The organism is Pseudoalteromonas sp. L23, assembly GCF_021728455.1.
Lineage (GTDB): Bacteria > Pseudomonadota > Gammaproteobacteria > Enterobacterales > Alteromonadaceae > Pseudoalteromonas.
Map to the genome: position 1 here is coordinate 486656 of NZ_JAKKCW010000001.1, position 15974 is coordinate 502629.

Annotated in this window: 15 protein-coding genes; 5 read left to right on the plus strand and 10 right to left on the minus strand. The window is 43.5% G+C overall.

Going from position 1 to position 15974, the window contains the following annotated elements:
- Window positions 1-163: 163 nt before the first annotated feature.
- Both L3V43_RS02245 and L3V43_RS02250 read left to right on the plus strand, forming a co-directional pair.
- Window positions 164-1240, plus strand: coding sequence for a tetratricopeptide repeat protein (locus L3V43_RS02245; protein ID WP_017216359.1), 1077 nt, complete (start codon window positions 164-166; stop codon window positions 1238-1240).
- Between the two features lie 253 nt (window positions 1241-1493).
- Window positions 1494-2696: an aromatic amino acid transport family protein gene (locus L3V43_RS02250; RefSeq protein ID WP_199539660.1), complete on the plus strand. Its 1203-nt coding sequence runs from the start codon at window positions 1494-1496 to the stop codon at window positions 2694-2696.
- A gap of 26 nt (window positions 2697-2722) precedes the next feature.
- On the opposite strand, the gene L3V43_RS02255 is transcribed toward L3V43_RS02250, so the two are convergent.
- The 3 genes from L3V43_RS02255 to pomA form a co-directional block, all read right to left on the minus strand.
- On the minus strand, window positions 2723-3235 hold the full coding sequence (locus tag L3V43_RS02255) for a hypothetical protein (RefSeq protein WP_010606142.1): 513 nt from the start codon (window positions 3233-3235) through the stop codon (window positions 2723-2725).
- Window positions 3236-3416: 181 nt separating this feature from the next.
- Entirely contained in the window at window positions 3417-4346 is a 930-nt protein-coding gene (locus tag L3V43_RS02260; protein WP_010606141.1) for a flagellar motor protein MotB, read from the minus strand.
- Between the two features lie 2 nt (window positions 4347-4348).
- Window positions 4349-5116: a flagellar motor protein PomA gene (gene pomA / locus L3V43_RS02265; RefSeq protein ID WP_010606140.1), complete on the minus strand. Its 768-nt coding sequence runs from the start codon at window positions 5114-5116 to the stop codon at window positions 4349-4351.
- Between the two features lie 234 nt (window positions 5117-5350).
- Here pomA and xseB point away from each other — a divergent pair, with 234 nt between their 5' ends.
- The 3 genes from xseB (at window position 5351) to dxs (ending at window position 8516) form a co-directional block, all read left to right on the plus strand.
- The gene (gene xseB / locus L3V43_RS02270; RefSeq protein ID WP_010606139.1) at window positions 5351-5590 is read left to right on the plus strand and encodes an exodeoxyribonuclease VII small subunit; all 240 of its coding nucleotides are present in this window, start codon (window positions 5351-5353) and stop codon (window positions 5588-5590) included.
- Window positions 5590-6489 (plus strand): (2E,6E)-farnesyl diphosphate synthase, encoded by a 900-nt coding sequence (ispA, locus tag L3V43_RS02275; protein ID WP_102057343.1) that lies wholly within the window; start codon window positions 5590-5592, stop codon window positions 6487-6489. Before xseB ends, ispA begins: the two co-directional genes overlap by 1 nt.
- A gap of 164 nt (window positions 6490-6653) precedes the next feature.
- The gene (dxs, locus tag L3V43_RS02280) at window positions 6654-8516 is read left to right on the plus strand and encodes a 1-deoxy-D-xylulose-5-phosphate synthase (protein WP_102057344.1); all 1863 of its coding nucleotides are present in this window, start codon (window positions 6654-6656) and stop codon (window positions 8514-8516) included.
- Between the two features lie 54 nt (window positions 8517-8570).
- Here the strand turns inward: dxs and L3V43_RS02285 are convergent, their stop codons facing one another.
- From L3V43_RS02285 to L3V43_RS02315, 7 genes are all read right to left on the minus strand, one after another.
- Entirely contained in the window at window positions 8571-11651 is a 3081-nt protein-coding gene (locus L3V43_RS02285; RefSeq protein WP_010606136.1) for a ligand-binding sensor domain-containing diguanylate cyclase, read from the minus strand.
- A 24-nt stretch (window positions 11652-11675) separates the two neighbouring features.
- Entirely contained in the window at window positions 11676-12158 is a 483-nt protein-coding gene (locus tag L3V43_RS02290; RefSeq protein ID WP_237115795.1) for a phosphatidylglycerophosphatase A, read from the minus strand.
- Window positions 12159-12166: 8 nt separating this feature from the next.
- Window positions 12167-13129: a thiamine-phosphate kinase gene (thiL, locus tag L3V43_RS02295; RefSeq protein ID WP_102057345.1), complete on the minus strand. Its 963-nt coding sequence runs from the start codon at window positions 13127-13129 to the stop codon at window positions 12167-12169.
- Between the two features lie 43 nt (window positions 13130-13172).
- Window positions 13173-13583, minus strand: a complete 411-nt coding sequence (gene nusB, locus L3V43_RS02300) for a transcription antitermination factor NusB (protein WP_010372094.1) — start codon at window positions 13581-13583, stop codon at window positions 13173-13175.
- 11 nt (window positions 13584-13594) lie between these two features.
- Window positions 13595-14059: a 6,7-dimethyl-8-ribityllumazine synthase gene (ribE, locus tag L3V43_RS02305; protein ID WP_237115794.1), complete on the minus strand. Its 465-nt coding sequence runs from the start codon at window positions 14057-14059 to the stop codon at window positions 13595-13597.
- Window positions 14060-14175: 116 nt separating this feature from the next.
- Entirely contained in the window at window positions 14176-15288 is a 1113-nt protein-coding gene (gene ribBA, locus L3V43_RS02310) for a bifunctional 3,4-dihydroxy-2-butanone-4-phosphate synthase/GTP cyclohydrolase II (protein ID WP_088529949.1), read from the minus strand.
- Between the two features lie 28 nt (window positions 15289-15316).
- On the minus strand, window positions 15317-15973 hold the full coding sequence (locus L3V43_RS02315; protein WP_010372102.1) for a riboflavin synthase: 657 nt from the start codon (window positions 15971-15973) through the stop codon (window positions 15317-15319).
- Between the last annotated feature and the right edge of the window lies 1 nt (window position 15974).

The window sequence follows — 15974 nt, forward strand, 5'->3', positions numbered from 1 at the left end:
AAGTTCAAGTAAAACGTATATTGCTCCTAGCCGTAAGTAGGAGCAATATCCATGCAATTTCCACTCTCCCCCTACGCATTTTTGTAAATTCAATGTAAAATAGCCAAAGTTCAGTTACTTAACCTGAGAGAACTGCTCCCTAATTTTCGGACATAACTTTAATATGGAATACGGACCAATCAGCTTTTACGCTATTTTTATTGCCGTTGTGGTGCTTGGAGGCAGCTTAGGTGGGCTCTTACAAGCGATGCGTTCAACGTCGTCATATAAGTTTCGCAAACCTAAGTTTAAGAGTGCGAATAGCGCCGCCCCAGAGTATTGGGACTTAGGTGGATTCGGTGTCATTCTAGCCGGTGTGATCTCAGCATTTATGGCAATCGGTGTGCTCACCATGGCGGGCGCTGCAGACTTCAGCCCAGTCAGTAAGTATGCATTTAAATCATATCAAAATGGTGAGCACGACTCCCACCATCAAAACAATGACGAGATACTCATTCCCGTGGCAATGTTTTCATCTGCGCATAACGATAATGCCGTTGAGATCAACCGCATTATCAAAGTGGTCGTAGAGCACAATCTGAAACGGGAAAATGACTCAATTACCGGTTCTGATAAAGCATTTTGGACTTGGATTAAGATCTTTTCATTCTCTATTTTAAGCGGTTTTGGCGGTGTAGGACTCGTTTCTAGCGCCTACAAACGCTACGTTGGCGAAGATGAATTCAATGACATCCAACAAAAGGTTAAAGAAGAGTATGAAATAGCACGTAAGAATACCGTAGAGATCGCACTCCAACGTGCTAGGGAATTGATTGCAAACACACAATACGATGAAGCAATTAAGGTTTGTGATGACATTCTTACCAACATTCACCCAAACCATGCAAGAGCAATTGGCATAAAAGCCAGAGCACTCAGCCGAGATGGTAAGCTCGCAGAAGCCATCAAGCTGCTAGAAAGCGCACTTTCCATTTCAGATATGAGTGAGTCCGTCAGAGCTCGTATGCATTGGAATATAGCCTGTTATCAGACTCGTATAGATTTTAGCGAAGGCTTACCTGAGGAGCTAGATTGTATGGTCCGGACGCTGGGTGAGATCCGCAGCCATTTGGAACGTGCAATTGCGCTTGATGAGCATCTAAGGTTGAAGCTACCTGACGGTGAAAGTGACCTTATTGTGCTAAAGTCGCTCAGTGCGAGAGGTCAAGATTGGTTTGACAATTTAGTACGAGCACAATAGACTCTTAGGTAAGTTAGCTTGATACGGTGCATTTTCATGAGAGATGAAGACTTTATATAAAAGTTAAGGGTACAAGCACAAATTCACTGGATGGAAATACTGGTGATTAGAATAAGCCGCATATTGATATGCGGCTTTTTTGTTTTTGACACATGAATTTTATACGCAAATTGGTATTAGCAGCAAAACAGTTTCAATTCCGTGCTATTCGTTATATCTTGCCTCACCAGATAATAATAATCAGGGGCAAAACGTGCTTAAGAATAAAACTTTGGGCAGCATGCTAATTGTAGCAGGTACTACAATTGGCGCAGGTATGCTCGCCCTCCCGATTGCATCCGCAGGACTCGGCTTTTCTACCGCTATCGCGTTATTAACAATCACATGGTTGCTAATGACCTATACCGCTTTACTTATGCTGGAAATACATCAGTACGCGGATCAAGACGCTACGCTAAATACACTGGCGAAAAACTTACTTGGTAAATCGGGCCAATATGTCGCTAACTTTTCTATGGTATTTTTATTCTATGCGCTGTGTGCAGCTTATATAGCGGGAGGTGGTGCACAACTTCAAAGCAAACTAGTTAGTGTATTGGGTGACGGGATCACTCCCCAACTCGGTTCAGTACTACTTGCTGTTATCATTGCAACCATAGTGACATTAGGTACAAGTACCGTCGATAAGCTTAACCAATTACTATTTACCATTAAAGTTATCGTGCTCGCGAGTTTATTTTTTATCCTGACTCCCTATGTTCATGGCCAACATCTTATCGATATGCCAGTGGAGCAAGGGCTTGTAATTGCGGCAATTCCTGTAATTTTCACTTCATTTGGGTTTCATGGCTCAATCCCGTCAATCGTCAAGTACGTTGGTGTAGATATTCGTCAATTACGTAAGGTGATGATGTTTGGTGCCTCCCTCCCCCTTATCATTTATGTGTTTTGGCAATTACTAAGCCAAGGTGTTATGGGGCAAGAGAGCTTAATGGCAAGTGAGGGACTGCCGGGTTTTGTAACCAGTATTTCTTCTATCGCACACAACGACAACGTACAATTATTTGTAACTGTGTTTGCAGATCTGGCTCTCGCGACATCATTCTTAGGCGTGAGTCTCGGCTTATTCGACTTTTTTGCAGATGCCTTTAAGAAGCAAGATACTAAGAAAGACCGGATCAAAACGGCATTCATTACCTTTTTACCACCGCTTGGCTTTGCCCTCTTTTATCCAAAGGGCTTTATTATGGCACTGGGATATGCAGCGATTGCGCTCGTGGTGTTAGCGGTATTTCTACCAGTTGCTATGGTATGGAAACAGAGAAAAACCAGAGGTAATGATGGATATCAGGTTAAAGGAGGTACGCTTGGACTAGGACTTGCCGCTGTTTTCGGTGTGATGATCATCACCTCTCAGCTAATGCAAATGGCTGGCCTTATTCCTAGTTTGGGGTGAGTATTATCAAAATGAAGTAGGTTTTATTAACGGCCTACTTCAGCACTCTCTAGCGCACCGCCTTGCATTCGTTTATGTTTCAATTGAAAATACGCAATTACAGGTACAAATGCCAAACATAGAGTGGCAAAGTTAACAATTGGGATAATTGTGACGTAGAGATAAGAGGAATAACTAAGTTCCATTAAATGCCTATCAACTAAGCGAAACATCTGTAAAATTGGTGCAGGTATAATAATGAGTTGAGCAATTACACTCTGCCACATATAAACTTTGTCTTTAATGGCCCAAACAGCAATTATAGCCATAAACACAATATCGTTAAATGCCCAAATTATATAGCGATAAACAATAACATCATCCATCGCTCTAATATAATCGCTAGTGAAAGAGCCAACAATATAGAACACAGAAATTAAAATGGCATAGCGCGCAGCTTTAATATCTCTTAAAACCAAACAAGCAAACACCGCAATTAATGACAGCGGAATGCTATATTCGATGTAAAAAAGTCGTACCGATTCCCAAGCCTCTAACATATCCACTCTTTCAACTAGTTAAGATAGTTTTTTTTCTGTTGACTCTTCATCACCACCTTCACCGTTACCACCTGGCAATCTATAATTTTGGGGTTTTTTTATTGAAATCATTCTATTTCTCCTTTAAGTAGAACCAAACGGAACAATAGCGAATTCCCTGTAATTTGGCAACAAACTGTAACTAATTTTTCCTAACTTCAATAGGGTCTGATTCTTTCGCTTTACCCTGTAAAATCGAGATTTCGACACGCCGGTTTCGGCGCCTATCTGCATCGCTGTCATTAGGTACTAAAGGTCTAGTGTCTGCATGACCAACTACAACCATTCTGTTCTTATCAAAGCCACGGACACGCTCCATTACAGTCGCAACGGCTACCGCTCTAGTTGCCGATAAATCCCAGTTATTCGAATAAAGTTCGTTAGTCACTCTAAAGTCATCAGTGTGACCGGACACTGTAATTTCACCAGGTACATCTTTGAGCAGCTCTGCAATTTCGGCAATCACAGGTTCAAATTTAGGTTGTAGAAACGCACTTCCCGCAGGAAAAGAACCATTTTCTTGGATGCGAATAATAATTTGCTGCCCTAATGACTCGAGTTCAATTGCACCATCCATAATTTGCTTTTCTAGCTGCTGTGCAATCTTTTTAACGAGCTCGTTTACTTGCTCTTGGTCCGCAGAAGCAATTGCTTGCGTTGACGCCATTTCCTGTGCAGTACTGGCAGACTCACCACCACGCTTATTACCTCGTTGCTCCTGTCTGCCACCCGCCGAAGCCTCGTCACCAGCTTGGAACTCTAGCATTTGCTGCGTCATTTCTACGGTTTGCTGTTGAATCGTTTCAATCGGTGTTGGTTCTGGCTTTCCTGGAGTAAATTCCATCGCAATCACGCTGGTCCCCTTAGGAATATCTTTTACTTCAATTTTATTTTGCACACCAAAAGCAAACTTCATCGATCCTGCAATTTGCTTAAACTTCAGTACATCCATTTCGGAGAATGCCAATAGCAGTACGAAGAAGCACATTAACAACGACATGAGATCAGCAAACGTTCCCATCCAGGCAGGAAGACCTGGGGGGGGACATTTACATTCTTTCTCATCTGACATGATTATTCCTCAGCCTCAGCGCCACGTTTAGATTCTGGCAGATAGTTTTTCAAGATACCTTCAATGACTTTTGGATTTTGGCCATCTTGAATGCCTAAGATTGCATCTAAGATAAGGCGCTGGTTTCGCTCTTCTTCGTCTTTACGAAGTTCAAGCTTAACCTGAATTGGGATTGCAACCACGTTAGCCAAAAACGCACCGTATAAAGTTGTCAAAAGCGCAACAGCCATAGCAGGTCCAATTGCTTTTGGATCGTCCATGTTAGATAACATCGCTACTAGGCCGATGAGCGTTCCAATCATCCCCATAGCAGGAGCGATATCGGCGAGGGACTTAAATAAGCCAGCGCCTAACTCGTGTCTTGAGGACGTTAGGGCAATATCTTTTTGCAATGTGGCACGCACAACATCAGCATCATGCCCATCGACTAACATATCGACACCTTTACGCATAAACTGGTTGGGGATTTCGGCTTCTTCTAACGCTAAAAAACCACCTTTGCGAGCTGAATCAGCAAGCTCAACGGCTTTTTCAATCAGCTCTTCCGGAGTTTCAATCTTGAACATGAAGGCCTTCCCGGCCACTTTTCCAATTCCGAAAAACTGTCCAAGCGTAAAGTTAGACAATACGATAAAAATTGAACCACCAAATACGATAACGACGGAAGGCGTGTTATAGAACATAGCGATCTGGCCATCACTACTTAGTACCATGGACATTACAATTAAACCTATGGCACCCAGGATCCCTATTACCGTTGCTAAATCCACATGTCCTCCGGGGGAAGTTATTTGTGATAAATCACGCAGTTATTGTTGTTTGAGTTATCGGCAAGTTTTTCTACAACTTAACACTATTATATTAAAAAGTGTTTAAAATGCGAGTTTATAGCAGATCTTGTAATGCTGATACTCGGTCAGATCAAAAAGTCACTGGTTTTTTTGACCTTGGCGCACAATCACCCTAAAATTGCCACACTTTTACTTTACGGGTCAGCGTGACATATGGCAGTAAAAAAACCAGACAACTTGAGCTTTGAAGAAGCCATGCAAGAACTGGAGCAAATCGTTGCAGACATGGAAAACGGTAGCTTACCTTTAGATCAAGCACTTAAACAGTTTGAACGCGGGATAAAACTCGCAAAAGCTTCAAATCAGAAACTTCAGCAAGCTGAACAACAAGTCGCTATTTTAATGGGCGAGGATGAACAAGCACAATTACAGCCATTTGATAACGAAGCCTAATGTCGAAAAAATTACAAGAAAAGCTCCAGTTTGCTAAAACTCGTGTAGAAAACACCGTTTTACACTATTTTGATAGTGTGCTTGAAACTGAAGAGAATATAAAAGCGGCTACACGCTATAGTATAGAAAACGGCGGCAAACGCTTGCGACCGTTTTTAGTGTATTGTACTGGTGAATTATTTGGTGCTGCTCCAGAAGATTTAGACAAAGCTGCAGCCGCAATAGAGTGTGTGCATAGCTACTCTTTGGTGCACGACGATTTACCTGCTATGGATGATGATGATCTCAGACGCGGCCGTCCAACTTGCCACATCCAATTCGATGAGGCGACCGCGATTTTAGCTGGTGACGCTCTGCAAACGCTGGCATTTGAACTGCTAAGTGAACATCCATTCGCGGTAAGCCACCATGCCCAAATAAAAATGATTTCAGTGCTAGCCAAGGCATCGGGTCTACAAGGTATGATAGGCGGTCAAGCACTCGATATAGCAGCAACCAATCGTTTAATTACGATAGATGAGCTCGAACGTATTCATAAGCTAAAAACAGGTGCACTACTAAGCTGTGCAGTAGAACTTGGGATCTTATGTAGCGATCCGGAACGTGTTTCAGAGCAAGCACGTGATGCGATACGTACTTATGGACGTGCAATTGGCCTTGCATTTCAAGTCAGAGATGACATTCTTGATGTAGAAGGTGACACATTTGTGCTTGGTAAACCTCAAGGCTCTGATTTAGAACATAATAAATCTACCTATCCAGCATTATTGGGGTTAGAACAAGCAAAAGAAAAAGCTGAACACTTGATAGATGAAGCTTTAGAAGCGCTTACACGTATCAACGGTAATACAGAAATACTTGCAGATTTAGCAAAATACATCATAGATCGAGAATATTAAGCTGACGTATAAAATAGCTACGCCAAGCTAAGAAAATATTCACAAGAACTTTGTAAACGCTGGCTAACATAATATTATGACAAGTTAGTGAAGAATTTTAATAATTATGAAGTGGACCACGTGAGTAATTGCGCTGAGATTCACTTAGGACTCTGATAAATACCATGAAACTTGATAGTAGCAAGTATCCCTTACTCGCGTTAATTGACGAGCCAAGTCAACTCCGTCAATTACCCCAGCACAAGTTAACCGCCTTTAGTGATGAGCTTCGCGAGTATTTGCTGAACTCAGTCTCTCAAAGCAGCGGTCACTTTGCATCTGGTTTAGGCACTGTAGAGCTTACTGTAGCTTTACACTATGTGTATAACACACCAAGCGATAGGCTCGTTTGGGATGTAGGTCATCAAGCCTATCCGCACAAACTACTTACAGGTAGAAGAGATAGGATGCATACGATCCGCCAGAAAGATGGCCTGCATCCTTTCCCTTATAGAGAAGAAAGCGAATACGATACGTTTAGTGTTGGCCACTCAAGCACTTCTATATCAGCGGCACTTGGTATGGCTATCGCGGCTGAAAAAGAAGGGATTGGACGTAAGACCGTCGCCGTTATTGGTGATGGTGCAATGACCGCGGGCATGGCGTTTGAAGCCATGAATCACGCAGGCGACATCAATCCAGATATGTTAGTGATCCTAAACGACAACGAAATGTCTATCTCTGAAAACGTTGGCGCACTCACCAATCATTTCGCGAAGATCCTCTCTGGTAGCTTTTACACCAATATTCGAGAAGGCAGCAAAAAACTGCTGTCTGGTGTGCCGCCGGTTAAAGAGCTTGCAGGCCGTATGGAAGAGCATTTAAAGGGGATGATAATCCCTGGTACTTTCTTTGAAGAGCTAGGCTTTAACTATATTGGCCCAATTGACGGACATAATGTAGATACTTTGGTAGATACGCTGCGTAATATGCGTAACCTAAAAGGCCCTCAACTATTACACGTTAAAACCCAAAAAGGGAAAGGTTATAAACCTGCAGAAGCAGATCCTATTGGTTATCATGCCGTGCCTAAGTTCGATCCAAGCGTCCATAGCTTACCCAAATCAAAACCTAGTGCACCAACCTTTTCAAAGGTGTTTGGAGATTGGCTTTGCGATATGGCTGCACAAGATAATAAGCTCATGGCAATCACACCAGCAATGCGTGAAGGCTCGGGCATGGTACGCTTTTCTAAAGAGTACCCTGCTCAATATTTTGATGTTGCCATTGCTGAGCAACATGCTGTGACACTGGCAGCGGGTTTTGCTTGTGAAGACCTCAACCCAGTGGTTGCAATCTATTCTAGCTTCTTGCAACGCGCATACGACCAACTCATTCATGATGTCGCACTACAAAATCTGCCAGTGTTGTTCGCTATTGACCGTGCCGGTGTCGTTGGTGCGGATGGTGAGACGCACCAAGGCGCATACGACTTAAGTTTCTTGCGCTGTATCCCGAATATGGTGATCATGGCACCAAGCGACCTTAATGAGTGCCGCCAAATGCTCTACACAGGTCATCGCCTAGATAGGCCAGCAGCAGTGAGATACCCCAGAGGTAGTGCGGGAAGCGCCGAGATTGATACGGAAATGACCGCAATAGAAGTTGGTAAGGGCAAGGTAGTAAGAGAAGGTGAAAAGCTGGCTATTTTAAGCTTTGGTACATTGCTTGAAAACGCTCAAGCCGTAGCCGAAGAGCTAAATGCCACACTTGTAGATATGCGTTTTGTCAAACCCTTAGACTGCGCCCTTATCGAAGAGTTGGTTGTAACTCACGAGCGCTTCGTCACACTTGAAGATAATGCTATTGCCGGTGGCGCAGGCTCCGCAGTAAGCGAGTATTTAATTGCTCAAGGCCATCAAAAACCAATTAAACTTCTTGGTCTACCTGACGAGTTTATTAAGCATGGTTCACAAACTGAGATCCATGCCGAGCTGGGCTTAAACAGCGAAGGCATCAGTCAACAAATTAAGGCTTGGCTTGCGTGAGTCTGCATTCAACCTAAAAAAGGCTTCCATTTGGAAGCCTTTTTGCTATGAGTTTTACCTCATCCATACACTGATTTCAGCAAGCCCGTTACTTTGTAATAACTGTAATTGAGACTCTATATTCGCACTTTGTTCAAACTCAAAAGCATCTAACTGATCATCAAAAGTAATTGTTGCAGCACCATCCCCACCGCGTTGTTTAACTTGATGCAGCGCAATATCAGCCAAATTCACTGATGATTCCCAACCAATCACTTTGCCACCGAGTAGTGGTAGAGGGTAATAAGACCACCCCATAGAAACTGTCAGCTTAGTGGTTTTTCCATTAGGAAGTCGATAGTCCGTCTCAGCAATGGCTTTACATAAATCACTAACATACTCTTCAATGTCATCTCGACTGAAATCACGCAATAACAATAAGAATTCATCCCCACTCCATCTAACAACATAGTCTGAACCTTGAGTACGGGTATTTAAAAGTGTCGCTAACTGTTGTAAGCAACTGTCGCCACCAATAGGACCATAAGAATCGTTAATCTTACTAAAGTCATCGATATTCATGATCATGAGCACTAGGCTCTTATTTTGGGCTTGTAGTGATTGAGCATTGCGCTGGTAGTGCTCAACATCTTTAGGAAGTTGATCAAACAAAAAGCGACGACTTCGCAAGCCTGTCAGCTCATCGGAATGACTAACCAGCTTAAGTTGTGTATTAACTTGATTTAGCTTTTCATTTGCCTTTCTAAGCTCCGTTGTACGCTCTGCAACTAACGCCTCTAATGCGGCCTGCTTTCTTCTTTCTTGTGCTCTAAACACCCAAAAAATCAGATAGAACATAAAGATAAATGCACAAGTAATAAACAATCTAAAGTAAATCGTTTCGTCGAAGCGCCGAGGTAGTACAATTGATAAGCTTAGCACTTTAGCCTTTTCCCAATCTTGTCCTTGACGCTTAGCTTCTAACACAAAGGTAAAGTTGCCTGGAGGCAAATTGGTGTAAATGGCTTCACGCCGTGATTGTGCATCCCGCCATTGTGTATCATGGCCATTTAGTTTGTATCTAAACTCAATGCTATGAGGCGCATAAAAATCAATGGCTGTATAATTGATAGTTAAATCGCGTTCCGATGTTTCAAGCTGGATCACTTGATTTAATGATTCTGTACTAAATACTCTATCGTGGGTAGACAATGACTCTAGCCTTGGCAATAAATCCCCACCGCCAAAAAGCTGGACATTTTTAGGGATCTCAACAACGCCTTGTAAGCTGGGGTAAAAAATAGCTGACTCGGTTTCAACCACGGCATCATGCCCAAGGCCTGAACAACATTGGCTTGGTCTGCCATCAAGCTGCCTATCGAATGGGCTTATTACTTGTTCAACTTGCAAACTCTCTATAACGTGACCAAATTGCGCAACGGGCATGCGATATACCCCTTTCATTGTGCTCACCCAGATGAGCTGATTGCTCTTGTCATAATGCAAAGAAAATATCGATCCGTAAGGCAATCCATTTGAAGCATCAAGCTGATACCAATCACCATCTGAGGTACGATAGAATAATCCGTCATTGAGTGAACCCACCAAAGTCGTTACGGTATCTAAGTGTAATATGCTGGTGATATAAGCTGTATCTAACGAAGTTTGCGAGCCTATTTTTTCGATGCCTTTATCATTGTAGCGATACGCACCTTTGTTAGTACCGATAAAACCATATCTCGGAAAATCCTCAACAAAAGTAACAAATTGACTACCAAGAAAAGCGTTGTAGGCAAATGGCGTTATCCCCTTGTAATCAAGACGATACAAACCTCTCCCTGTACCAAACCACATTCCCCCTCGGTTTGAAGGGCTTAATGAAAAGACTGGATTCTGTCTGAGCTCTCGCTCAGTTAATTTTTGTAGTGTGCCATTTTCGTAGATAAGTGCACCACGGTCTGTCCCAAGAATGAGTTTTTCGCCAATAAACTCCAAGTCGTGTATCACGGAACGATTTAACTGCGCACTAGTTAGCACGGGTTGATAACTATCATTCAATCCCATAATGCCAAGCCCCTCACGACTAGCGACCCATAACTGACCAGAGGGCCCCTGTGTGATGGCTGAAATTGCTTGGTTTACTCTAGGACCAATATGATGCCGCTCCACTTTTCCTGAGTGGGCCAGCCACAAGCCTTCATTTAAACTGGCAAGCCAGATATTATTATCTTTGTCCATAAAGATATCTGCAAACCAGATACTTTGATCCAACTGAATTGGCTCGACAGCTTGCCAAACACCGTTATTCTGTCGATATAACAGCCGACCATAAGTAGAGACCCATAGCCCGCCTTCCTTATCATTTAGAAACTTATATACGGCATTGTTACCCGCATCTTGATAACGGCGTAGTACTTCGTCAATATCTAGAAAATACGCACCCAACTCTGATGCTAAGAACAACTTACCATCGACCCAAGCTAAGTCATGTATAATGGTTTGCGCTAACTGCTCAGGTAGTGAAACCTTACTCGCCAGCTCAAGCCTAACGCCATCACCGTTGCGATTGCTTGATTCACTGATTTTAAGTAGGTGACGTTCATTCACTAGCCAAATACCATCAGGCACCAATGCCATTTTAGTCACGGAACCTACAATTTGATTGATTTGGGTAACATCTAACGTACTTTGTTCGATGTTATTGGCGGCTAACGTCAGCTTTTTCGCAGAAACATAATACAGACCATTCGCAGCAATCCAGATCCCGCCATCTTCATCTTGCAAGATATCTCGTACAGGCCCCTGCAGATCGAAACGCCGAGCTTCTAAGGTTTGGGGATTGAGTCTTAACAATCCTCGACGCGTGCCAACCCAGAGCATGCCAAATCGATCCACCACCAATTTATTAATGGCATTGCTATTTAAGAATTCGGTATTTTGGGTGTTGAAGTTTTGGAATTGATGACCATCAAACCGACTTAAGCCAAACTGAGTTCCGAGCCAAATGTAGCCTTGATTGTCTTGAACGACACTCTTAACGCTTTGTGACGGTAACCCACTTTGGATATTCCACTGTTTAACTACGTAATCATCTATCGCCGCAAAACTCGTAATTGGTAGCAGCAAAGTGAAAATGAAAAACAATAGCCTTGTCATCTCGATTCCATCACATCAGCACAGTTAGACTAAAATGCCAGTTTTAAACAAAGCTTGCACGCAAATCAATGAAAAAATGCCAGCTAATACATCATCTAGCATAATCCCCGAGCCACCATGCAAACGTTTATCGAGCCATCTTATCGGACCCGGTTTCAAAATATCGAAAAAGCGGAACAAAATAAAGCCAACGATTAATGACTGCCAGCTAAGCGCCGCCCCTATCATGGTAATATAAAAACCTGCCACTTCATCCCAGACAATGGCTGGATGGTCATGAACATTAACATCGTCTGCTGTTTTACCACACACCCAGATCCCAAATAACGTCATGACAATCGCAACCAGACATTGCAGCCAAATTGGTGCGCCTTGGGTTGCAAAAAGAAACGGTAATGCGGCGAAGGTGCCAAAAGTACCAGGTGCTTTTTTCGCTAAACCAAGACCAAACCCGAGTGCAAAGAATTGATGCGGCTTCTTTAAATTAAATACATACTGCTTAGCCAAACCAACTCCTAGCTAAAATGCTCAAAACCAAACCCTGTGAGCTGGTAAGGTTGACCTTTTTTGAGCAATTGAATTTCGCCATTATTAGCCGTAATTTGGCCAATACAAACTGGCTCAACACCATATTGCTTCAATCTGGTTTCCACGGCATTTTTGTTATTATCATTGACCGTGAAGAGTAACTCGTAGTCATCGCCAAAACCGAGCGCGAGCCGCATGCGTGCATCTTCATCAAGGCTTGAGCGCAGCGCATCAGACTGAGGAACTTTATCGGCGTTTATCTTAGCGCCAACTAACGAGCTACGTAAAATATGCTTAAGATCCGCGAGTAGACCGTCTGAGATATCAATTGCAGAGGTAGCAAGACCCCTAAGCACTTGGCCCGCAGCAACCCTTGGTGCTGGGTAGTTAAACTTTTCAAGCGCCGCTTTGTAATGTTTTGGCTCAAGTGTCCAGCCCTGTTTTCGCGCTTCAATAGCAAGCCCTGCGTCACCAAGTGGACCTGTTACATAAATCCAATCACCCACCCGCGCTCCTGAGCGCTTGAGTGCTTTACCAGTTGGTACAATACCTTTTGCACATACAGTGATAGTCAATGGACCTTGCGTTGTATCGCCACCTATTACTTGTACGTTATAGTACTCAGCAATTTCATGCATGCCCTCAGTGAAGGCTTCTAACCACTCCAAGTCAGCCTTAGGTAGCGTTAAACCAAGTGACACCCAAGTAGGTTCTGCACCCATAGCAGCTAAGTCGCTAAGATTTACCGCGATAACCCGATGGCCTAGTGCTCGAGGTGGAATATCTTCAAAAAAGTGCACACCCGCAACTAGCGTATCCGTAGTTACCGCAAGTTGATTGCCAGCAGGAACTGAAACCAAGGCGCAGTCATCACCGATCCCAAGCTCTACATCTCGGCGAGTAATGCCACGGCCTTTAAAGTAGTGATTGATTAGCTCAAATTCTTTCATACACAAAAAAGCCGGCCAAGGCCGGCTATTCCTATAGTAAAGCTTATTTGCGAATAAACTTAACCGCTTTGTCTAGTACACCGTTAACGAATTTGTGGCTCTCTTCAGCGCCAAACATTTTCGCTAACTCAATACCTTCGTTGATAGCCACTTTGTATGGCACATCTTCACGGAATTTAAGCTCATAAGCACTAACACGTAACACGGCAAGCTCAACCATATCCAATTCTTCAAGTGGACGAGCTAAATGCGGACGAATTGCTTCGTCTAGCTGCTTTTGGTTAACAACAACACCACGCGCTAAGTCTTTGAAGTATTCTACATCGACTTTCGTTACGTCGTTTTCGATCAGCATTTGCTGTTCGATATCGGCAATTGGGTTACCACTTAGCTGCCAAGAATAAATAGCTTGTAAAGCAAGTACACGTGCTTTGCGTCTAGCTGCTGGTTTCACTGAGATTCCTCTTAAATTTGCTCTAGCACGTTCACCATTTCTAGAGCTCCAAGGGCGGCTTCTCCCCCTTTGTTGCCCATTTTAGTGCCCGCGCGCTCGATAGCTTGCTCAATGCTTTCAGTAGTAAGTACACCAAAAGCGACAGGGATATCATAATCTAATGAAACGCTAGCTAAGCCTTTGTTAGACTCGTTAGCAACTAAATCGAAGTGCGGTGTACCACCACGAATAATCACACCTAGCGCAATAATCGCGTCGTGCTGTTTTTTCATCGCAACGCGTTTTGCTGCTAGTGGTAGTTCAACCGCTCCCGGTACATATACAACCGTAATGTCTTCATCGCTAACACCACCGGTACGTTTTAATTCATCTACAGCGCCTTCAAGTAAGCTGCTACCGATAAAATCGTTAAAACGTGAAATGACAATGGCAAATTTTTTGCCAGGAGCGTATTTATTACCTTCGATTACTTTCATTAGATGTTCCTAATCTGTATGAGCAATTGCCAAATTGAGGCGCATGATAGCACAGTAATGTGGCAATCGCCTACTATCTGAATATAGGCGGTTGCGATCAATTTGGCATTTTGGAATTATTTTGGTTCGACGTATTCAACCACTTCTAAGTGGAAACCAGACAGTGCATGATATTTTTTAGGTAGACTCATTAGGCGCATTTTCTGAATGCCTAAATCAGCCAAAATTTGCGACCCCACACCTACGGTACGCGAAGTACCTTGGAATTTACGGTAGTTCACCTGTTCACCCGCATCTTCCGCAGCAAATGCCTTAACCAGCGCTTCTATCTCTTCGCTGCGTTCTTGCTTACCAAGAATGACTAATACGCCTTCGTTGTCGGCGATGTGCTTCATAGCACTTTGCAGTGTCCAGCTTCTATCCGCGCTGCGATCTGAATGAAGAATATCGTTAAACGTGCTTTGCAAATGCACACGTACTAAATTGGCTTCTTCCGATTTGATCTCGCCCTTTACCATCGCATAGTGAAGTTGATTATCAATGGTGTCTTTGTACGTCACTAGATTAAACTCACCAAACTCAGTAGGCAGTTTACACTCTGCTACTTTTTCGATAGTGGTTTCGTTTAAGTTACGATACTCAATTAAATCAGCAATGGTGCCGATTTTAATATCGTGTTCTTTTGCGAACACTTCTAGTTGTGGGCGACGTGCCATAGTGCCGTCTGGATTGAGAATTTCAACAATCACAGATGCAGGCTCCAGTCCCGCCAAACGCGCTAAATCACATCCGGCTTCAGTATGGCCTGCACGCGTTAAAACGCCGCCTGGTTGCGCCATGATTGGGAAGATATGACCTGGTTGTACAATATCTTCAGGTACTGCACCTTTGGCAACTGCAGCTTGTACTGTACGGGCGCGATCTGCCGCTGAAATACCTGTCGTTACGCCTTTCGCAGCTTCAATAGACAAAGTAAAGTTGGTAGAGAACTGAGCGCCATTGGTTTTCACCATTAGTGGCAAGTTCAGCTGCTCACAGCGCTCCTGTGTCATGGTCAAACAGATTAACCCGCGACCATATGTTGCCATGAAATTAATTGCATCTGGTGTAATGTGCTCTGCTGCAATGATCAGATCACCTTCATTTTCTCGGTCTTCATCGTCCATCAAAATAACCATTTTACCGGCTTTAATGTCCGCGATGATTTCCTCAGCACTATTTAAACTCATAGTTTTCCCATTTTTACTTTGTCTATGGCTACTTTATAAAGCCAGCTTTCGCCAATAGACTGGTTGTGAGAGTGGACTCGCTGGCAGCGCTTGGCTCACCCTGAATTAGCCTTTCGAGGTAGCGGGCGATTTGGTCAACCTCTAGGTTTAATTTTGACCCGACTTGAAAACCTGCAATCGTCGTTTCTTGCGCCGTGTGTGGCACTATGGTCAATTTAAAGCGGTTTTGTTCCACGGCATTGACCGTCAAACTGATACCATCAATGGCAACCGAACCTTTATACGGAATATACTTCATTAGCGATGACGGCGCGGCTAACCAATAGTCAGTCGCTCTGGCATTAGCGGTTATCTCAACCACTTCAGCAATACCATCCACATGGCCTGACACCAAATGACCGCCTAGGCGTGAAATCGGCTGCAGTGCCTTTTCAAGATTTACCTTTTGGCCTTGTTGGTACTCGGCAAAACGCGTCAAACTTAAGGTTTCGTTAGAAACATCGGCTTTGAAGCCATCATGAAACTTCTCAGTTACGGTCAGGCAAACCCCGTTCGTGGCAATACTATCACCCAAGTTTACATCACTCATATCAAGAGATGTCGTGGTCACACGAACAATTAAATCGCCGCCCTTGAGCTGCAATTGAGTTAATGTTCCTGTTGCTTCGATAATACCTGTAAACATT

Excerpts from the sequence above, each read along its gene's own strand:
- L3V43_RS02260 (WP_010606141.1), bottom strand. The coding sequence starts at position 4,346 with ATGTCAGATGAGAAAGAATGTAAATGTCCCCCCCCAGGTCTTCCTGCC.
- dxs (WP_102057344.1), top strand. The coding sequence starts at position 6,654 with ATGAAACTTGATAGTAGCAAGTATCCCTTACTCGCGTTAATTGACGAG.
- thiL (WP_102057345.1), bottom strand. The coding sequence starts at position 13,129 with ATGAAAGAATTTGAGCTAATCAATCACTACTTTAAAGGCCGTGGCATT.
- L3V43_RS02285 (WP_010606136.1), bottom strand. The coding sequence starts at position 11,651 with ATGACAAGGCTATTGTTTTTCATTTTCACTTTGCTGCTACCAATTACG.
- ispA (WP_102057343.1), top strand. The coding sequence starts at position 5,590 with ATGTCGAAAAAATTACAAGAAAAGCTCCAGTTTGCTAAAACTCGTGTA.
- ribE (WP_237115794.1), bottom strand. The coding sequence starts at position 14,059 with ATGAAAGTAATCGAAGGTAATAAATACGCTCCTGGCAAAAAATTTGCC.
- L3V43_RS02315 (WP_010372102.1), bottom strand. The coding sequence starts at position 15,973 with ATGTTTACAGGTATTATCGAAGCAACAGGAACATTAACTCAATTGCAG.
- xseB (WP_010606139.1), top strand. The coding sequence starts at position 5,351 with ATGGCAGTAAAAAAACCAGACAACTTGAGCTTTGAAGAAGCCATGCAA.
- ribBA (WP_088529949.1), bottom strand. The coding sequence starts at position 15,288 with ATGAGTTTAAATAGTGCTGAGGAAATCATCGCGGACATTAAAGCCGGT.
- L3V43_RS02245 (WP_017216359.1), top strand. The coding sequence starts at position 164 with ATGGAATACGGACCAATCAGCTTTTACGCTATTTTTATTGCCGTTGTG.
- L3V43_RS02255 (WP_010606142.1), bottom strand. The coding sequence starts at position 3,235 with ATGTTAGAGGCTTGGGAATCGGTACGACTTTTTTACATCGAATATAGC.